Source organism: Bradyrhizobium genomosp. I (2014), from assembly GCF_000261685.1.
Lineage (GTDB): Bacteria > Pseudomonadota > Alphaproteobacteria > Rhizobiales > Xanthobacteraceae > Bradyrhizobium.
The window spans coordinates 60,562-80,801 of record NZ_AJQE01000044.1; the positions used below are offsets into that span (position 1 = coordinate 60,562).

Annotated in this window: 13 protein-coding genes and 1 pseudogene; 9 read left to right on the forward strand and 5 right to left on the reverse strand. The window is 60.4% G+C overall.

The window, feature by feature from the left end:
- Positions 1-35 precede the first annotated feature (35 nt).
- Both IC50_RS05020 and IC50_RS05025 read left to right on the forward strand, forming a co-directional pair.
- Entirely contained in the window at positions 36-2,510 is a 2,475-nt protein-coding gene (locus IC50_RS05020) for a response regulator (RefSeq protein WP_050990899.1), read from the forward strand.
- Positions 2,467-4,443 (forward strand): GAF domain-containing hybrid sensor histidine kinase/response regulator, encoded by a 1,977-nt coding sequence (locus IC50_RS05025; RefSeq protein WP_081492357.1) that lies wholly within the window; start codon positions 2,467-2,469, stop codon positions 4,441-4,443. The genes IC50_RS05020 and IC50_RS05025 overlap by 44 nt, the downstream gene beginning before the upstream one ends.
- A gap of 647 nt (positions 4,444-5,090) precedes the next feature.
- Here the strand turns inward: IC50_RS05025 and IC50_RS42355 are convergent.
- The gene (locus IC50_RS42355; RefSeq protein WP_050990905.1) at positions 5,091-5,426 is read right to left on the reverse strand and encodes a hypothetical protein; all 336 of its coding nucleotides are present in this window, start codon (positions 5,424-5,426) and stop codon (positions 5,091-5,093) included.
- 112 nt (positions 5,427-5,538) lie between these two features.
- Between IC50_RS42355 and IC50_RS05035 the strand changes: the two genes are divergently transcribed.
- The 4 genes and pseudogenes from IC50_RS05035 (at position 5,539) to IC50_RS38850 (ending at position 8,910) form a co-directional block, all read left to right on the forward strand.
- Positions 5,539-7,878 (forward strand): PAS domain-containing hybrid sensor histidine kinase/response regulator, encoded by a 2,340-nt coding sequence (locus tag IC50_RS05035; RefSeq protein WP_157460866.1) that lies wholly within the window; start codon positions 5,539-5,541, stop codon positions 7,876-7,878.
- Positions 7,879-8,158: 280 nt separating this feature from the next.
- Entirely contained in the window at positions 8,159-8,305 is a 147-nt protein-coding gene (locus IC50_RS42960; RefSeq protein ID WP_244429544.1) for a transposase, read from the forward strand.
- A gap of 229 nt (positions 8,306-8,534) precedes the next feature.
- Positions 8,535-8,678 (forward strand): annotated as a pseudogene (locus tag IC50_RS42965) (IS5/IS1182 family transposase); the annotation flags it as partial.
- A 37-nt stretch (positions 8,679-8,715) separates the two neighbouring features.
- Positions 8,716-8,910, forward strand: a complete 195-nt coding sequence (locus IC50_RS38850; RefSeq protein ID WP_081492359.1) for a hypothetical protein — start codon at positions 8,716-8,718, stop codon at positions 8,908-8,910.
- A gap of 237 nt (positions 8,911-9,147) precedes the next feature.
- On the opposite strand, the gene IC50_RS05040 is transcribed toward IC50_RS38850, so the two are convergent.
- Together IC50_RS05040 and IC50_RS05045 are read right to left on the reverse strand one after the other, a co-directional pair.
- Positions 9,148-10,587 (reverse strand): sensor histidine kinase, encoded by a 1,440-nt coding sequence (locus tag IC50_RS05040; protein WP_157460869.1) that lies wholly within the window; start codon positions 10,585-10,587, stop codon positions 9,148-9,150.
- 114 nt (positions 10,588-10,701) lie between these two features.
- Positions 10,702-11,235, reverse strand: a complete 534-nt coding sequence (locus IC50_RS05045; protein ID WP_035701163.1) for a GAF domain-containing protein — start codon at positions 11,233-11,235, stop codon at positions 10,702-10,704.
- 496 nt (positions 11,236-11,731) lie between these two features.
- Here IC50_RS05045 and IC50_RS05050 point away from each other — a divergent pair, with 496 nt between their 5' ends.
- The 3 genes from IC50_RS05050 (at position 11,732) to IC50_RS05060 (ending at position 17,481) form a co-directional block, all read left to right on the forward strand.
- On the forward strand, positions 11,732-13,930 hold the full coding sequence (locus IC50_RS05050; protein ID WP_035701166.1) for an ATP-binding protein: 2,199 nt from the start codon (positions 11,732-11,734) through the stop codon (positions 13,928-13,930).
- A gap of 355 nt (positions 13,931-14,285) precedes the next feature.
- A complete protein-coding gene (locus IC50_RS05055) occupies positions 14,286-15,779 on the forward strand; it encodes an ATPase domain-containing protein (RefSeq protein ID WP_035701317.1) in 1,494 nt (497 codons plus the stop codon).
- On the forward strand, positions 15,769-17,481 hold the full coding sequence (locus IC50_RS05060) for an ATP-binding protein (RefSeq protein WP_244429541.1): 1,713 nt from the start codon (positions 15,769-15,771) through the stop codon (positions 17,479-17,481). The genes IC50_RS05055 and IC50_RS05060 overlap by 11 nt, the downstream gene beginning before the upstream one ends.
- Positions 17,482-17,695: 214 nt before the next feature.
- Here the strand turns inward: IC50_RS05060 and glgX are convergent, their stop codons facing one another.
- Together glgX and IC50_RS05070 are read right to left on the reverse strand one after the other, a co-directional pair.
- Positions 17,696-19,933, reverse strand: coding sequence for a glycogen debranching protein GlgX (glgX, locus tag IC50_RS05065; RefSeq protein ID WP_035701169.1), 2,238 nt, complete (start codon positions 19,931-19,933; stop codon positions 17,696-17,698).
- A gap of 22 nt (positions 19,934-19,955) precedes the next feature.
- Positions 19,956-20,237 (reverse strand): DUF3606 domain-containing protein, encoded by a 282-nt coding sequence (locus tag IC50_RS05070; protein WP_035701171.1) that lies wholly within the window; start codon positions 20,235-20,237, stop codon positions 19,956-19,958.
- Positions 20,238-20,240: the final 3 nt, after the last annotated feature.

The window sequence follows — 20,240 nt, forward strand, 5'->3', positions numbered from 1 at the left end:
CCATAGCAATTCGTCCTCGAAATCGCGCAATTCAATTGACCAAGCAAATTTCAAAGCTCAACGAGATCGAAGCACCCGCTGCCGCCTCGAGTTTTCTCGCGGGTGGGGGCGAGATGGGCGCCCTTATTCGCGAATACAACTGGACCAGCAATCCCCTTGGACGTCCGGAAAGCTGGCCACAAAGCCTGAAAACAGCTGTGCGAATTATGCTGACCTCGCGCCAGCCGATCTGGATCGGTTGGGGCGAGCAACTGATCTATCTTTATAACGATCCATACAAGTCCATCATTGGCGGAAAACATCCCTGGGCGTTGGGTAAGCCCACAGCGGAAGTCTGGCGGGAAATCTGGCCGGAAATTGGCCCGATGCTGAGCACCGCGATGGGAGGTGTCGAAGGGACGTATGTCGAAGAGCAACTCCTGATCATGGAGCGGCATGGCTATGCCGAGGAGACCTACTATACGTTTTCGTATAGCCCGATTCCGGATGACGATGGTACGCCGGGCGGCATCATCTGCGCGAACACCGACGACACTCAACGGGTCATCGGCGAACGCCAGGTCAGATTGCTACGCGAGCTAGCAGCGCGAACGGTCGACGCACGGACATGGAGCGAGGCATGCCAGCGCAGCGTGGCGGCACTAGCTACAGACCCACACGACCTGACATTTGCATTGCTCTACATGATTCCGCCAAACGGCGAGAGCGCGACCCTGGCCGCATCTTACGGAATTGCCGGCGGCCACTCTGCTGCGCCGGTGACCGCGGCTCTTGAAAGCGCAGGTTCCTGGCCTTTGAGGAAGGCAGTCGGCACGCACGAAGTGATCGTCATCGATGACGTGGCGGGCATGTTGAGTGAAAAGCCGCCAAGGGGTGCGTGGGACGTGGCGACCAGCAAAGCTGCAATGCTCGCCATTCCGGCTTCTGGCGAGTCGGGTCGATCAGGCGTCCTTATCGTGGGGCTTAATCCCTTTCGGCTCATCGACGAGGGCTATAAGGGTTTCCTCGGGCTTGTTGCTGGCCAAATTGCCGCGGCTATTGCCAACGCCGACGCCTACGAAGAGGAGCGGCGGCGGGCTGAGGCGCTAGCGGAGCTCGACCGCGCCAAGACAGCATTCTTCTCCAATGTTAGCCACGAGTTTCGCACGCCACTTACGCTCATGCTTGGCCCGCTCGAGGAACTGCTGGCTGGCAGGGCGTCACCCGAGGAGATGCGCCGGCAAGCGGAACTCGCCCACCGTAACGGCACGCGCCTGCTGCGGCTTGTCAACAGCCTCCTGGACTTTTCGCGGATCGAAGCCGGGAGGGTGCGCGCGACGTATCAGCCGACTGATCTCGCGCGCTTCAGCGCCGAGATAGCATCTAGTTTCCGCTCGGCAATCGAGAAGGCTGGTATGGCCCTGACGCTACACTGTCAGCCATTGCCCATGCCGGTCTTCGTCGATCGGGAAATGTGGGAGAAGATCCTGCTTAATCTGCTTTCTAACGCCTTCAAGTTCACTCTTGAAGGCGGCATCACAGTGTCTGTTGCCCCCGGAGCTGATCGGCGATCGGCCATTGTTAGCGTGCGTGACACCGGCATCGGCATTCCCGAAACCGAGATGCCCAAGCTTTTCGAGCGCTTTCATCGCATTGAGGCAGCTCAGGGCCGCAGCTTTGAGGGAAGCGGCATTGGCCTGGCGCTCGTCCAGGAGCTGGTGAAGCTTCACGGTGGCGAGATCAGTGCTGAAAGCACGCCGGGGGCTGGCACCACCTTCACGGTGTCTCTCCCGTTCGGTCATCGGCATTTGCCGCCCGAACGGGTTCAAGCTGAAGCCGCTGGGCAGACGGATGTGACCAGAGCGCACGAGTATGTTGAGGAAGCCTTGCGATGGCTCCCCGATGCCGCGACTCGACTGGAGATCGAAGGCGAGCTGTCCACAGCGGGACTGGGCGCAATTGCAAATCAGGCAATTGTGACTCAGTCAGCCAGAAAGAGGGTCCTTCTAGCTGACGACAACACCGACATGCGAGGTTACGTACGCCGTTTACTGGAGGGTCAAGGATATCTGGTCGACGAAGCACGTGATGGGGAAGTCGCCCTCGCTCTGGCGCAGGAGGCAAAGCCCGACCTGATCTTGACCGATGTCATGATGCCGCGGCTCGACGGTTTTGGTTTGCTCAAGCGTGTCCGCAATGATCCCAAGCTGGCGGACATCCCGGTTCTCATGTTGTCTGCCCGCGCCGGTGAAGAATCCAAAGTCGAAGGACTGGAGGCCGGGGCAGATGACTACCTGATCAAGCCCTTTGCTGCGCGCGAGCTGGTGGCCCGCGTGCATTCTAATATTCAGATGGCCGAGGTCCGGCGGGAAGCGAACCGGGCGGTCTTCCAAAGCGAGCAACGGCATCTGATGACACAGGATCGCCTGTCGCTTGCGCTGTCGACTGGCCGCGTGGCTGTTTTCGAAGCGCGACATCGAGCGGGTGATGTCCGTTCTCGGCCGATCGGTCGAGACCGGCGAGCCCTATGAGGCCGAGTACCGGGTGCACGGCTCGGGACAGGAGCGCGTCGTCATTGCGCGCGGCCGCGTCGAAACCGATGTTCAGGGCCACAAGCGGATGGCCGGCGTAGTGATCGACGTCACGGAGGAAAAGTCCGCGAACGCAGCGCTGAAGGAGCAGACCAAAGCGCTCGGAATCCTGAATCGAGCAGCTACCGCTATCTCGGGCGACTTGGACCAGGCAAGGCTGGTACAGACGATCACTGACGCTGCAGTTGAAATAACGGGAGCTGAGTTCGGTGCCTTCTTTTACAACGTGATCGACGCACAAGGCGAACGATACACACTTTACACCTTATCAGGCGCGCCGCGAGAGGCGTTCGCCAAGTTTCCGATGCCGCGCAACACGCAAGTCTTCGCTCCTACGTTCACGGGAACGACGGTCGTTCGCTCCGGCGACATCACGAAGGACGTCCGGTATGGCCACAATGCACCTCACTACGGTATGCCAAAAGGCCACCTTCCAGTTCGCAGTTATCTCGCCGCCCCGGTGCGATCGCGCACCGGGGAGGTTCTCGGTGGGCTCTTCTTTGGTCATTCAAAGACGGATATCTTCGATGACGTAGCCGAAGAACGTGCCGTTGCGCTTGCAAGCCAGGCTGCCATCGCATTAGACAACGCGCGCCTGTTCCAAGCTGCCGATCGTGAACTCCAGCAGCGCCGCGAAGCCGAGGCCAAGTTACAGGCGCTCAATGCCAGCCTGGAGCAGCGCGTCGCAGAAGAGGTGGCGCGCCGGGCTGTAGCCGAAGATGCGCTCCGTCAGGCGCAGAAAATGGAGGCGGTGGGACAGCTGACCGGCGGCGTGGCCCACGATTTCAACAATCTCCTTACGGTCATCATCGGCGGACTTGATACTATCAAACGCAGCAAGCCCGGCGATCAGGCGCGGATCGCGCGCGCGGTCGAGATGTCCTTGCAGGGGGCCCAGCGCGCAGCCAATCTTACAGGCCGGCTACTCGCATTTTCGCGGCGTCAGCCACTCGAGCCGAGGCCGCTCGAACTCAATGCCCTCGTCCGAGAAATGACCGAATTGCTGCATAGGACTTTGGGGGAGCAGATCGAACTCGAAGGCGTGCTGGCGCCCCGGCTGTGGCCCGTGGAGGTGGACCAGAACCAGCTCGAAAGCGCGATTTTGAATCTCGCCGTCAACGCACGTGACGCGATGCCCGAAGGGGGCAAGCTCACGGTCGAAACCGCGAATACGGCTCTCGACGAGAGCTATACCGCGACCGACGCTGAGGTTGTTCCGGGTCAATACGTCATGATCGCAATAAGCGACACCGGAACGGGTATGCCAAAGGAGGTCCTTACCCGCGTGTTTGAACCGTTTTTTACAACCAAAGAGGTGGGCCGCGGGACGGGGCTAGGATTGAGCATGGTTTACGGCTTCGTAAAGCAATCCGGCGGTCACGTGACGCTTTACAGCGAGGAAGGTGAGGGAACGACAGTCAAGCTCTATTTCCCTCGTTACATTGGGAGCACTGCGTCACGCGCAGATGCGGTCGAGCAAGCTGTTCCCGCGAGCAGCGATGGTGAAGTGATCCTGGTGGTTGAGGACAATGATGACGTCCGGGCCTACAGCACGATGATCCTTTCCGAACTCGGCTATGTCGTCCTCGAAGCGTCGGAAGCGGACGTCGCATTGAATATCCTGCGCTCGAATCAACGGATTGATCTGCTGTTCACTGATGTCGTCCTGCCAGGGAAGAGCGGACGCGTCCTCGCGGATGCCGTCCAGGAGATCCGACCAGGCTTGAAAATCCTGTTCACGACTGGTTATTCGCGCAACGCGATCGTGCATCAGGGCCGGCTCGATGCTGGCGTTCAACTCATTTCAAAGCCATTTACTTTCGAGCAGCTCGCCGCTCGCGTGAGGGACCTTCTGGATCAAACAGTTAGGTAATGGCCGCCGTGGACCGTCGAAGCGCCTGTAGGTCAGCCAGCCATTTAAACTAAGCGAGCTATTCGCTCATAGACCGCTACGTAGAGCAGTCACTCCGGCATTTGCCACGGCCTCCCCCGCCGGGGCAAAAGTACGATTACGATCGGATGCAAGAGCCCTTCGCTTCACGGAGGCACATTCTCAACTGATTGCCTCACCGTCTGATAGGGCGTACCCACAAAACCCGGCGGATCTGCTTTGCCTCTAGAGCGACCGATCTCGAGCGGCAGTCGCGATGGGCCAAGCGGGCCCGTGCGACAAAGACAGTCTAGACCTGAGCGTGCGCGGATGCGCTGGCCAGCGCGCATCTAGAGGCTTTCGAAAGCACTCGCAATCGGCTCACTTTGTGGAATCCGCAATGATGCGGTTATCCCGGCGCAAGGTGATACGACGCTGGGGATGGTCACCCTGCGCCGCCTTGAAGATCGCACGGGCGAGCTGGGCATTGGCGGCGCGGGCAAGGATGCGTTCGACGGCATCGTGGCCGCCGTCGTGCCATAACTCCACGCGAAAAGGGAGCTCTTCCGTTGGCGCGGAAGTCCCATCACTCATCGCTACTTTATCCTTGCTCTGCCTCATTGTTCGAGCGGACCGTGCCGCAGGCTTTTTCAATGCTGCGGAGGGTTGGAACGAGATACAATGCTATTCTTGTGACGCAAGGTGACGTAACGGTCCGGGTATTCCCGCGTTGCGGCATAGTAGGCGGCGTACCCGATGCTGCCGTTGGCGGTCACCGCTAGCACCTGTTCGACGCTAGTGCGGCTCTCGTCCCAGAGTTCCACCTTGTAAGGCAAATCCTCGCGGCCAGCGGTCGACTGGCCCGATCGCGGCGTCCGGTGAGCCGGGTCACTGGGCCCCTCATCCGGAACAAAGCGGTAACGGGCCGTCGCGGCGAGATGCCCGGGAGGAAGATCGGAGAGGAGAAGTTCGGAACGGATGTTCATGGCCATTCATTTGTTGTAAACCCGGTGCTGGCGTTTTTCGACCAGAATACGTCAGTCGGGTACGCGCGATAGGGCGGCGTCGATGAATATAACGGCCCCGCAAGGCTCTTCAATGGAAAACAGGCGGCTTGAACAGCTGCTTGATGCCGTCGCCGACTATGCCATCTACATGCTCGATCCGGAAGGGTTCGTCACGACCTGGAATGCCGGTGCCGAGCGGGTCAAGGGCTACCAGGCCGTCGAGATCATAGGCCAGCATTTTTCAAGGTTCTTCACACCGGAGGATCGAGCCAGCGGTCTGCCGGAAAAAATCCTCGAGCAAGCCCGCACTCATGGCCGGCACGAAGCCGAAGGTTGGCGCGTTCGCAAGGACGGCAGCCGCTTTTATGCCAACGCGATCTGCCAGCCGGTGCGCGACGATCAAGGGGCCTTGGTTGGTTTTGCCAAAGTCACGCGCGACATCACCGAGCGCGTGCAGGCGCAGCACGCCATTCTTGAATCCGAGCGGCGCTTTCGGATTTTGGTCGAGGGCGTGCTCGATTACGCGATCTACATGCTCGACCCCAGTGGGATGATCACCAACTGGAATAAGGGAGCCGAGCGCCTCAAGGGCTATTCCGCCGACGAGATCATCGGCCAGCATTTCTCAAAATTCTATACCAAGGAAGACCGTAACTCGGGCTTGCCTATTCACGTGCTGGAGACGGCTGCGCGCGAAGGCCGCTATGAAGCCGAGGGATGGCGCGTGCGCAAGGATGGCAGCCGCTTCTGGGCATCGGTCGTGGTGGATGCGATCCGCGACGATACCGGCAGCCTCATCGGCTTTGCCAAGGTGACGCGCGATATCACCGAGCGCCGCGTTGCGCTGGAGGCCCTGCGCGAAAGCGAACGTCAATTCCGCCTTCTCATCACCGGCGTGACGGACTACGCGATCTTCATGCTGGATCCGAACGGAAACGTTGCAAGCTGGAATGCCGGCGCGCAACGGATCAAAGGCTACACCTCCGATGAAATCATCGGCCTTCATTTCTCCCGCTTCTACACTGAGACCGACCGCTCGGCGGGAGCGCCAGCGCGCGCTCTTTATACGGCCTCACGGGAAGGCCGCTTCGAGGCGGAAGGCTGGCGCCTGCGCAAGGATGGATCGGTCTTCTGGGCCAATGTTGTCATTGATCCGATCCATGACGAAGCCGGCGAGCTGATCGGGTTTGCCAAAATCACGCGCGACATCACTGAGCGCCGAAACGCGCAGCTCGAACTGCAGGAAGCGCAGCGACAGCGTGCTCATGCCCAGCGCATGGATGCCTTGGGACAACTGACGGGCGGCGTGGCGCACGACTTCAACAATCTTTTGATGGTGGTGAGCGGGCATATCCGTACGCTTCAAAAAGCCGTGGCCGACGACGTCAAGCTTGCGCGGGCAGCCAACGCCATTTCTTACGCGGCGGAGCGCGGAGCGGCCCTGACGCGTCAGCTTCTCACTTTTTCCCGCCGGCAGACGCTCAACCCGAAGATTTTTCAGATCGCCGAAAGCGTCAACGCCTGCCGCACGATGCTCGAAAGTTCAGCGGGTTCTGCGGTGCGATTGAATTTTGCGATCGCGCCTGACCTTTGGCCAGTCAATGTCGATCAAAGCGAGCTGGAGCTGGCACTGGTCAACGTCACGCTGAATGCGCGCGATGCGATGCCCGCTGGTGGCGCGCTCCTTATTGCCGCAGACAATGTGACCCTCATCGGCTCTGAGACCGACGCTAGGTTGACGGGCGAGTTCGTAGCGGTCCGCATTACGGATACCGGCTCGGGCATTGCCCCCGATGTGCTGCCGAGAATTTTTGATCCGTTTTTCACGACCAAGGAAGTTGGCAAGGGAAGCGGGCTTGGTCTCTCTCAAGTGCACGGATTCGCGCATCAGTCTGGCGGTACGGTGCACATCGAAAGCCAAATGGGCCGTGGGACTACGGTCACAATCTATCTGCCGCGATCCGATGGGATGCCGCACGCCGTGGCCCACGAGAGCCAGGAAGAGAGCTCAGCCGGCGGGACGGTGCTGGTCGTTGAGGATAATCCCGAAGTGCTGTCGGTCTGCATCTCGATGCTCGAACAGCTTGGCTATGAGACGCACGCGGTGTCGGGCGCCCCCGCCGCGCTGGAGGTGCTCGTGCAGAAGGATTTCGATCTCGTGCTGAGCGATATCGTGATGCCCGGCGGCATGGATGGGGCGGCGCTGGCCAACGCGATCCGCGCGCGAAAGCCGGGCCTTCCCGTTTTGCTGGCAACCGGCTTCAGTCCATCGGGCAGCCACTTGGATTTTCCCGTTCTGCGCAAGCCCTTCGATCTTTCGGAACTGAGCCGGACCGTCGCGCGGCTGATTGCCGAAGCCAGACAGCCTCCCGGCAGTAATCTGGTGCGACTGAGCGAGGCTAGGCGCTCTCCGGTCCGTAAACCTGATTAAGCAAGCTGCTTCTCCGTTGCATCTGCTCAGCGCAGGATGTCTGGGCAGGCGGTTGCGCCTTAGCGAGTCGACATCAAGACAAATGTCAGCTTCGGATTATTTTCGACGCATTTGGCAGAGATTGAGGACTGGTTAATGTCCGCTCCTTTCCGTAAGCGCCGTGCCAAGGGCGGACCAGAAGCGATGCGTTTGGCCAGACTGCGGTGATTCAAACCCCCAAACTGGGGCTCAAATCATGCGCTACAAACTCACCGACTATGAATGGACCGTCATCAAGCCCATGCTGCCGAACAAGCCGCGTAGCGTTCCTCGGGTGAACGACAGACGGGTCCTGAATGGCATTTTCTGGGTCCTCCGATCAGGAGCACCCTGGCGTGATCTGCCGACGGCGCTTGGCCCATACACCACTACCGCTTCGTTAGACTAGGTGGCGGCGGGCCGGTGTTTGGGGCCGCATCATAGAAGCGCTTGCCAGTGCTCATGATGCCGCTGTCCAGATGACCGACAGCTGCATTGTCCGCGTGCATCAGCATAGAGCTTGCATCACAAGGGACCAGCGCCAATCGATGGGAAGGTCCCCGCGCCGGCTTGACGAGCAAAATCCTTGCGGTGGTCGATGGCGAGTTCTGTACGGCTGACGCTGAGCCCAGGTGAGCAACCAGATCGAGCGGTTCTTCAACAGGATCAAATATTGTCGTCGGGTTGCGACGTGCTACGATAGGCTCGCCGCCAACTATCTCGCATTCGTTCAACTCGCGTCAATAAGGCTATGGCTGCGCCTTAATGAGTTCGCGTCCTAGAGTTAGCGTGACGTTGCCAAAGAGCCAAGGATCTGCCATGAGCGAAGCGGAAAAATACATCGCTAATGCTGAGAATTGTATCGAACTGGCTGAACAGGCGCAAAACGCGCCCGCTAAAGCAAGATATCGCCGTATGGCGGAAGCGTGGCTTGCGCTGGCGAAGGAGCAGGAATGGCTCGACGGAGAAATCACTCCTCTACCCGGCCCGGATAGTAAGATTCGTCGCCGTTGAGCAGATGGATTCTCGAGAAGCGTTTCTAAGGAAGCGGCGACGTCGAACTTGCGCACGCAATTTAGAAGGTTCGAGATCATGCCCAGCTGATGAAGCTGGACGTTGACCGCGAGTGATGACGAGAGGACTTACGGAAGCAGCAACGCAGTTGAGCTTTCCCCGTTTTCAGGAGCTCCCATTTTGTCGGGTTCTCTCGACAACGGCAGGTGACCGGAGAGCCCGGCCGGTGAACGGATCTCATCGCTTCGAGTTCTCGCCTGGACGGCTTTCCCCGCTGTAGCCCTGGCCGACAGTCGCTCGAATCAGGCAGCGAACGCCATCAGCGGCAAACTCCAACCGAGCTTGGCCCTCCATGTCTCGAACCAATCCGCCTTCGATCAGCCGGCTGCCGAATCCCCGACGCGAAGGGGGGACAACCGGCGGACCGCCGCTTTCTCGCCAACTTAGATCTAACTGATTAGTCCTGACCTCCCACTCAATTCGAACCCGCCCTTCCGGGCGGGACAGCGATCCATACTTCACTGCATTGGTGGCAAGTTCGTGTAGAGCCAATGATAAGGCCAGTGCCTGCTTTGGAGATACTTCCAGGAAAGGGCCACTGAAAGTGATCTGCCCCGCTTCGAAAGGCGCCATGGCGCGAGCAACTACGTCTCTGAGATCGGCTCCTGACCAACTGCGTTCGGTGAGAAGATCATGAACCCCGGCCAAAGACACAATGCGGCCTTCAAGGGTTTTACGGGTCGCCTGAAGATCGATTGCCCCTCGTAAGGTCTGGAAAATGATGGATTGTACAGTGGCCAGTGTATTCTTCACCCGATGGTTGAGCTCGTTGTTCAGGAGCTGCTGTAACCCTTGCGCTTCCTTGAGTTCGGTGAGGTCGCGGCTAGCCCCCGCGATGGCGACGGGCTTACGCTGTGCGCCATCGCCTTCAAATTCGACGAGCCCCCAGGCACTGAGCCATCGCCAGCTTCCGTCAAGCTGCTTCACGCGATACTCAACGTCGTAGTAGCCGTCCCCGGCGGGATCGAGCGCTTTAGCCACCCGAGCCCACATAACGTCCATGTCATCGGGATGGAATTTGGCTTTCACACCCTCCTCGTCGTGGAGGAAACGAGCATTCGTGAGCCCATACAGCCGTTGCGCATTCTCGTCGTAGATGCAGATGTTGTCGGCCATCGTATAGCGCCACGTGCCCATTTTGGAAGCGATCATGGCAAGATCAAAGGTGCGCTGTTGGCGCTCCAGTGCGAGCCGCATATCGTGCTCTCGCGTCACATCCTGGAAGCAGGTAATAGCACCAACAACCGTCCCGGCGACATCCCGAAGGGGAGCCACGTTCAGTCGCGCCACCCAGCGCTTTCCACCCGGGTTTTGGATGACAACTTCGACGCCTTCGAAGCTTTCGCCCGACAGCGCCGCGCGAGCCATCGGCGTTTCCTCGGACTGAAGAGGGCGACCCTGCAGATCTTCAATGCGAAAGGATCCGAAAAAACGCTGGGCCGGCTCGAGTGAGTGGAAACCTCTTCCCCACAGCCGAAGCGCCTGTCGGTTCACGCGAAGCAGATGGCCGTCAGCATCGCATGTGCAGATGCCAATCGGAAGCGCGTCGAGGATTGCCTGATCCAGATCAAGAAATGATTCCAGAAGCGGCGCCTGCTCCGGCACTTCGAGGTTCAAGAGGGCCACAAGGATCTCCCGATGTGCAGAAGAAATGGTGTCTTAAGAAGCGCCCGTTCTGGATGGAAAGCAAGGAGGGAGTCCCGATGGAACCGGTCGCCTGGACACGTTGGATTATCCGTTGTCCGTGCTGTTGCGCCCATGCTTTCCATCGAGCTCCTGCTGCAATAAGGCGCCCACGGCATCGGCTGCAAACTCCAAATATGGCGCATCAAACGCCTGGTCGTCGCTGGGTTCACCATATCCCATAACGAAGGTGCCGATCGGCTCGCGCTGACGGCCATAAACCGGGCGCGAACGCAATGACTTGATACCATGCGCAAGGCAGGTGGCGATGAAAAAGTCGCTAAAGCGGCTCTCCTTGTTCATGTCATGTATTGTGATGATCTCGTTTCCATCCATGGCAGCGGTACAGCAGCCAATGTAAGGAGGCCCCATTGGAAGATCTTTGATGACCTCTTGAAAGGTGAGGGGCAGGCTTGGAAAAACCGAACGCTCAAGCTTTGAGTGATCAGAGCTTGCGATTGACACCCCGGCCCTGCAGCCGGGCACCAAAGCTTCCACGCGCTTGCAAAGCGTGGCGATGTGCGCTCCGAGCGGTTCATCCGGCGTGTCGGACAGGAAGTATTGTTGTGTCAGCCGATCCATGGGACAAATGTAGTACATTCTGCGCGGGTCGGCCATCCGTCGGCAGCTGTGGCTTATGTATTTAGAGGCTGCATCCCCGAACAATGCCCGCTTCCATGCTCCTGCCTCGTTCCTTAAGATCGGTGGTGCGATGGTCGCGGTGGAGGTTCGCGAAGCGCCATACCGGCGCGAAGGTCTTGGTGGCCGGGCTTCAACAGCTGCTCTTGAGGCGCGCAGCCGCCTTCCGAGTGACACGGCAGCGAAGACGTCTGGGTCAGCGGATGGGTTGGGAGCCGGTCGGCAAGCTCAAATCTACCAATCGCAAAATCGGTGCTGCACCTGCGAAGGTTTCTGCCTCGGTGGCCATTACCAGGACGGGTGACCGCAGAGTCGAGTGGAACCAAAGCCATACTGGGGCATTTATTGCAAATTCGCTTGGGGCGTCTCTTGAGACAATGCATTGATCTGATTCCCCCGAGCGAGTGCGTGGGAAGAATATCCCCGGAAGCGCTCGAATATGAATGATGCCAGCTGGGAATTCAGGCCGGAGGCCATTACTGCCGCCGACTGGCGTCAGATCGTTCAGAGCGCAACCGACACGGCGATTATCACCACCAATCAGGCGGGCCTGGTGACGAGCTGGAACCAGGGTGCGTTCCGGCTGCTCGGCTGGACTGAGGAAGAAATGCTCGGCCAGACCCTCGCGCGGCTGTTCGAAGATTCGAGCCAGATCGATCGTGAATTCAGGGATGCCCGGGATCACGGCCTAGGTGGCGGCACCGAAGGCTGGCGGATCAAGAAGGGCGGCAGCCGACTGTGGGCTGTCGGCGAAATGACGCCCATTCGCGACGCGGCCGGCGAGATTACAGGATTCGTGAAGATTCTGCGCGACCGCACCCGGGCCAAGGTGGCGGAGGAGGCCGCCGCCGCCGAGCGTCGCGCGCTCGAAATCCTTAATCGAGCAGGATCGGCACTCGCGGCGGAGACAGACGTCCACAAGCTGGTTCAGATCGTCACTGATGCCGGCGTGGAGCTGTCGGGCGCCGAGTTCGGTGCCTTCTTCTACAATGTGCTCAATGAGCAGGGCGAGAGCTATATGCTCTACACCCTGTCGGGAGCGCCCATTGAGGCGTTCTCCAAATTCCCGATGCCGCGCAACACCGCGGTATTCGCACCGACCTTCACCGGCGAGGGTATCGTCCGGTCCGACGACATCACCAAGGACCCGCGTTACGGCAAGAACGCGCCTCGCAAAGGGATGCCGGAGGGCCATCTCCCTGTGCGGAGCTATCTCGCCGTCCCGGTCGTTTCACGAACCGGCGAGGTTTTTGGCGGACTGTTTTTCGGCCATGCTACGCCGGGCGTGTTCGACGAGCGCTCCGAAAGGGGATTGGTTGGTCTAGCGGCCGAAGCCGCGGTAGCGATTGACAACGTAAGGCTCTCCGAGGCGGCCCAACGCGAAATTTCTGAACGCCGTCGTGCCGAAGAAGCGTTGCGAGAGCTAAATGCTACCCTCGAGCAGCAGGTTGCGGAACGGACAGCTCAGCTTAAAGCGAATGAGGAGGCGCTGCGGCAATCGCAGAAGATGGATGCGATCGGCCAGCTCACCGGCGGTGTCGCCCATGATTTCAACAACCTCCTGCAGGTGATTATCGGCAACCTCGACACCATCCTGCGCAATGTCTCCAATGATGCACCGAGGTTGAAGAGAGCCGCCAATCAAGCGCTCAATGGCGCGCGGCGGGCGGCGGCCCTTACTCAGCGCTTGCTGGCCTTCTCGCGGCGTCAGCCGCTCGATCCGAAGCCGCTGAACGTGAACGGGTTGGTGACCAACCTTTCGGAAATGGTGCACCGAACGCTCGGTGAGATTGTCGCGGTCGAGACCGTGCTCGCCGCCGGTCTATGGCAGGTCGAAGCGGATGCCAACGAGCTCGAGGCAGCGATCCTCAATCTGGCAGTTAACGCCCGCGACGCCATGCCGGACGGGGGCCGCCTTACCATCGAGACCGCCAACACCCACATCGACGAGGCCTACGCAGCCAACTATGCCGAGGTGAGCCCTGGCCAGTATGTGTCCATCTCCATCTCGGACACAGGCCAGGGGATGAACGAGCAGACTTTGAGCAAAGCGTTCGAACCCTTTTACACCACAAAACCGGTCGGCAAAGGCACAGGCCTCGGCCTCAGCCAAGTCTATGGCTTTGTCAAGCAGTCTGCCGGCCACGTGAAAATTTATTCCGAAGTGGGACAGGGAACGACAGTCAAAATTTATCTTCCGCGACTTATGACCGTTGGCGCGGACGCCGAGAGCGGGGCAGATGCGACGATCCCTGATGGTGATGGAGAGGAGACCATCCTAGTCCTTGAAGACGACGATGACGTCAGGACATATTCCGTCGAAATTCTGCGGGAGCTCGGCTATCGCGTGGTCGAAGCTCACGATGGGCCGTCCGCACTGCGACTGTTGGAACGCCAGGGCCGCGTGGACCTGCTGTTTACGGACGTCGTGCTGCCCGGCGGCCTGACCGGCGCGCAGGTGGCTGAGCAGGCGCGCGGGTTGAAGCCTAATCTGAAGGTGTTGTTCACAACGGGTTATGCCCGCAACGCGATCATCCACCACGGTCGGCTGGACAAGGGCGTGCGGCTGATCACCAAGCCCTTCAGTTCTGCCGACTTGGCCGCTAGAATTCGGGATGTCCTGGATGACCGTTCCTAGAGGCTAAGAAGGAGTTATTTCCTTGGATCGCCACGCTATTTGAGAAGGTCGTTATGGAAGTAGGTGTGTCCACGTCAAACGCAGTCGAGACGGTGCTGGAGCGTGCGCTCGGCGCCGTGCTGGCCGGCGGCTGGCTGATGCGGTCGCGGACGACAACGCGTCAGCCACCCTCAATCGCATGGCCGAAGAATACGACGGGAAGGCGGCGGAGCTGCTCGCCGAAAAGCGCTCCACAATTAGCGGCGATGTGAACGGACACGTCCACCGCCGGCAGAGGGAAAGGGTTGTCGAAGCCCAGATACTGCTAGTGGCGGCTCTCGTTCTCGTTGTGGTGGACCTCATTTGGAAAGTTGCGATGGTTACTCAAACCTTATCTGAACGACTGGCAAGTTCGGGCGTGCCGGGCCTCGACGAGGTCTTGATTGGCGGTCTGGAGCGCGAGAACCTCTATCTGATCGAGGGTACGCCAGGGTCTGGGAAAACAACACTGGCGATGCAGTTCCTCATCGAGGGTGCCCGCCACGGTGAAGGGACGCTCTACATCACCCTTTCCGAAAGCGAGCAGGAGCTACGTAAGACCGCCGCCAGTCACGGATGGTCCCTGGAGGGGGTCACCATTCTTCAGGTCATACCGCTCGAGGCAGATCCCGACCAGCAGCAGGGCTTACTGCATCCGTCGGAGGTGGAGCTCGGCCACACCATCAAGTTGATAATGGACAAAATCGACCAGGAGAAGCCGGCGCGTTTGGTGATCGACGCTCTTACCGAGCTTCGGCTCCTCGCTGAGGACTCGTTCAATTACCGTCGCCAGATCCTGACTCTGAAGCGCTTCTTTTCGGAGCGGGACTGCACGGTGCTGGCTTTGGACGATCTCACGGAGACCGTCCCGGGGCTGCACCTGCACAGTGTCGTTCATGGCGTGTTCAGCCTCGAACAGCGCCGGATGGAATACGGCGCGGTACGCCGGCGGCTGTCAATCATCAAGCTGCGTGGCGTAGACTTTCGCAGCGGCTATCATGACTACATCATACAGACAGGGGGCCTGCGAGTGTTTCCCAGCCTGGTCGCGGCCCAGCATAAGGCGAGCTTTCACAGCGATCCCATTTCCAGCGAAAAGCCGGAACTGGATGCCCTGCTCGGTGATGCGCTTCGTCGCGGGACCAGTACCTTGCTGATTGGACCGTCCGGTGTCGGGAAATCTACCCTCGCGATCCAGATCGCCCTGGCCGCGGCGAAACGCGAAGAGCGCGCCGCCCTGTTCGCGTTCGATGAAAGCTACCGCACCGCCGCGGACCGTGGGCGGCGGCTGGGGCTCGACCTCGACGCCCCCAAGGAAGCCGGCCGGCTATCATGGACCGACCTCAGCCCGACTACGCTGTCGCCTGGCGAGTTCGTTTCCGAGGTCCAACGGGAAGTCGCCGCGGGCGCCCGGGTCGTGGTCATCGACAGCCTGAACAGCTACATCGCCTCGATGCCTCAGGAACAGGCGCTAATCTTGCATATGCACGAATTGCTCACCTATCTGGGAAATCAGGGAATCGTGACGATCCTGATCCTCGCCCAACACGGACTAGTCGGCGAGACTCACGTTCCGTTGGATCTCAGTTTCATGGCGGACACGATCGTGCTGCTGCGCTACTTCGAAGCCGAGGGACAAGTTCGAAAGGCAGTGTCGGTTTTGAAGAGCCGGGCCGGCGAGCACGAAACCACAATCCGGGAGTATACGCTGTCATCGAAGACCGGCGTGACCGTAGGCGAGCCGCTGCGAGGTTTTCAAGGCGTGCTCACCGGGGTGCCGAGGTTCGTCGGGACGCGCGAGGCGTTGGCAGAATCCAGCGATGATGAATAGCGGCATTGAACGGCCTACACTACGTATCCTGATCCTCGCTCCCTCCGGCCGGGACGCGCCGACCGTGGCCGATGTCATCGCGAAGGCCAGCATGCATCCGCATACGTGCGCGACACTGGAGTCGCTCTGCGTCGAGATTGCCGATGGAGCCGGCGCCATCCTGCTCGCCGAAGAAGCGCTGAAGGAGCAGGACGCCATCGACCGGCTTCATCGTACGCTCGGGAAACAATCCGCTTGGTCTGAACTTCCGGTCCTGCTGATCGCCAAGGCCAACGGACGCGGCCCGACGCGCCCCGCCGCTGAACGGATTGGCGATTATCGCAATATCGTCATGCTGGAGCGGCCGTTGCGTTCGGCTTCGCTCATCAGCGCGTTGCAATCGGCCTTGACGGCGCGCCGGCGTCAGTACGAGATCCGGGATCACCTCTTGGAGCGCGCCCGGCAGGAAGCGGAGCTTCGCCGCCTGAATGAGACCCTGGAGCAACGCGTGCAAGCGCGCACGTGCGAACTGCAGGAGGCTTTGCAAGAGCTTCAGAAAGCGATGCGCGAACGCGAGGAAGCTCAGCGCGCGCTCGCTCAGGCGCAGAAGACGGAGGCGATCGGCCAATTGACCGGCGGTATTGCCCACGACTTCAACAACCTCCTGATGGTCATCAGTGGCGGCCTTGACATGCTCGAGCGCTCAGCGGACCTGGAGCGGCGGCGAAAGCTGATCACAGCCATGCGCCAAGCTGCTGGGCGGGGCGAGGCGCTCACCCGTCAGCTACTCGCCTTTGCCCGGCGGATGACGCTGGCTCCCGAGCCTGTCAGCTTGCGAAACCTGATCGACGGCATGCGCATCCTGGTAGGCGGCGCGCTTCGCGGTGATATCACAGTCGAGGTGGATTTGGACCCTCAGCTCTGGCCGGTTCTCGCCGATCCCGGGCAGCTTGAACTGGCGCTTCTCAATCTGGCTGTGAATGCGAGGGATGCGATGCCTTCCGGTGGGGTGCTCACGCTCGCCGCCTCCAATGAGCGGCTTGACGGATCGCACGCGAACGGCGCCCAGGGCGAGTTCGTGCGCATTGAGGTCCAGGACACCGGTACAGGCATTCCGCCGGAGATCATGGATCGCATATTCGATCCATTTTTCACAACCAAGGCAGTCGACAAAGGTACGGGACTGGGCCTCAGCCAAGTTTATGGGTTTGCCAGCCAATCGGGCGGCCACATCGAAGTCCATAGTCATGTAGGACAGGGTACAACCTTCATTTTGCACCTTCCACGGGCAGCAACGGCCTTGGCCGAGACCCAGCCGGAGCAGTCGTCAGCCCCAAGCGATCGCCTCGCGCAGGACGGTCGCAAGGTGCTTGTCGTTGAGGACAACGACGATGTCGCCGAACTTGCGATGGAGATGATGACGACCCTCGGCTTCGTTGTAGAGCGCGTTGCTAACGCGAGAGAAGCACTCGCTAAGCTTGCAGCCGATGGCCGAGACGTGGATCTTGTATTCTCGGATGTTGTGATGCCCGGCGGGATGAATGGTGTCGATCTGGCGCGTGAGCTGAAGAGGCTGAGGCCTGGACTGCCGGTGTTGCTGACCTCAGGCTATTCGGACGCCGTTCGCGAGTTGGATCCCAGCGAAGGTCTGCCGCTGATCGCGAAGCCTTATCGGCTTGAAACTCTGCAAGGCGCCTTGCGCGAATTCGCCGGCTTCGCTTGAGTAGGTTGGCGGCAGGGAAAAAAGCTGAGCGCGCCATGTACGGCTCCAGATCGCCAGCTGGCATTGGCGGCGTTGGGATCATTCCGGGAAGCGCGAGCGAGGCGCTCGCCAAAGCCGCGCTTGTTTGTCGACGCTAGACTAGCTAAACCAAAGCGCGGGCAGAGAGCGCCTTGGCGTTGCAGCGGCGCCGATTTTTGATCGGGGCCGCAAGGATCTAGCCAGACAGGGGCGTTTCGGCAACGTCGAGCAACGCCCCAAGGCCTTGCCGCAGGCGACGCGTGGCCGTGTTCTCGGTCGCAAGGCCGAATACGGCCAGCGATCGTCCGGTCGCTTCGTAAGCGTGCCCGAACTCGAACGTAGGCATCTGTGTGTCCGGCTGATTGGTGTCGATCAGCCCCAACCAGCGGCTTCCGTCGGTGACGGGGGGAAGTGTGAAGTTCACGACGTCGTAATGAGCGTTGTAGACCAGAAGCATGGTCGCATCGGAACCACGGCGCTTGATGCCGGTCTCCTGGGCGCGTCCGTCGAGCAGCATGCCAAAGCACTTGGCGTTGCCGTCTTGCCATTGCTCATCGGTCATCTCCTTGCCGGAGGGGGACAGCCAGGTCACGTCCTTGACGTCGAGCTCTTCATTGTGGGAGCCGACCAGGAAGCGGCTGCGGTAGAGGATCGGGAAGGCTTTGCGCGTCGCGATCAGCTTGCGCGTGAATTCGCGCAGATTGCGGCCGTTGGCCGTGATCCCCATCCAGTCGAGCCAAGTGGTCTCGTTGTCCTGGGCATAGGCGTTGTTGTTGCCGTTCTGAGTGTGCCCGAATTCATCTCCCGCAAGAAGCATTGGCGTACCGTGGGATAGCAACATCGTGGCGAGCAGGTTCCGCTTCTGTCGTTCGCGCAGCGCATTGATGTCGGGATCGTCGGTCGGCCCCTCGGCCCCGCAATTCCAGGAATGATTGTTGCTGTGCCCGTCGCGATTGTCCTCGCCATTCGCCTCGTTGTGCTTGTCGTTGTACGAGACGAGGTCGTTGAGGTTGAAGCCGTCATGAGCCGTGACGAAGTTGACGCTGGACCAAGGCCGCCGTCCGCGCTTGTTGAAGAGATCGCCGGACCCTGACACGCGCTTGGCAAGCTCTGCCAACGTCCCTTCATCGCCCTTCCAGAAGGCGCGCACGGTATCCCTGAATTTGTCGTTCCACTCGGCCCAGCCGGGCGGGAACTGGCCGACTTGGTAGCCACCGGGCCCAATGTCCCAGGGCTCTGCGATCAGCTTGACGCTGGACAGCACCGGATCCTGGCGGCAGGCGTCGAGGAAGCCGCCGCCTTCGTCGAAGCCATAGGGCTCTCGCGCGAGGATCGTGGCGAGGTCGAAGCGGAAGCCGTCGACCCGCATCTCCGTGGCCCAATAGCGCAGGGAATCCGCAACCAGCTGCAGCACCCGCGGATGCGACAGGTTCACCGTGTTTCCGGTGCCGGTATCGTTGATGTAGTAGCGCTTCTGGTCCGGCAGCAGGCGATAATAGCTGGCGTTGTCGATGCCCTTGAACGACAGCGTCGGGCCGAGCTCGTTGCCTTCCGCGGTGTGGTTGTAGACGACGTCCAGGATGACCTCGATTCCATGGGCGTGGAACTGGTTGACCATTTCCTTGAATTCGTTCGCGAATGGCGTCTTTAGGTAACGCGGCTCCGGGGCGAAGAATCCGATGGAATTGTAGCCCCAGTAATTGCGCAGGCCTTTGTCGACCAGGTAGCTGTCGTCAACGAAGGCATGGATCGGCAGCAGCTCCGCGCTGGTGATCCCGAGCGAGCGAAGATAGGAGGGAATCTCCGAATGCGCTAGGCCCGAGAATGTGCCGCGATCCGCCTCGGGAACGAGCGGATGCCGCTGGGTGAACCCCTTCACGTGCATTTCGTAGACGATCGCGCGCTCCCACGGCACTTCGGGCTTGCGCGCCGCACCCCAGGTGAACGCGGGGTCGATGACGCGGCACTTCTGCATCAAAGGTGCGCTGTCGCGCTCGTCGTAAGACAGATCCTTGTCTGCGTGATCGAGCTGGTAGCCGAACAGTTCGGGTCCCCAGCGCAGTTGCCCAACCAGCTGCTTGGCATAAGGATCGAGCAGGAGCTTGTTGGGATTGAAGCGGTGCCCGGTGTCGGGCTCGTAAGGACCATGGACGCGATAGCCGTAGACGGTGCCGGGACGGGCAGCGGGCAGATAGCCGTGCCAGACCTCATCGGTATATTCCGGCAGCTCGATCCGCTCGATCTCGGTTTCACCGTCGTCGTCGAACAGGCAGAGCTCGACCTTGGTAGCGTGGGCCGAGAATAGCGCGAAGTTGACGCCAAGGCCGTCCCAGGTAGCGCCAAGCGGAAACGGTTTGCCCTCCGTGATCCGGGAACGGCGCAGGCTCGACGCCGCCCGCGTCAGGGCGTCGTCCGATTGCGTTTTTTGGTCCATTTTTGCCCCCGATGCAATCCGCTCAGGATGTCGGCGCTACTGTGGGTATCTCAACCCCGGCCTGCTCTGTGGCCGCAGCCGAGGCGATCACTGCCGCGGGAGGCACCTCGGCCGGCTTCGGCAGGGCGACGGCGCGCTGCTGGGCGGCTTCCTTGCTGATCGCGGCGATCGAGTTTCCAATCCGCCCGACGATGGCGGTCAGCTCGGCATCGGAAAGGCCAAGACGCTTTCTGACGAGCCGCATCTGAATGCGATCGGTCAGGTCGAGCTTGTTGCGAATAGGCTTGGGGATCGAGCGGCGCATGGC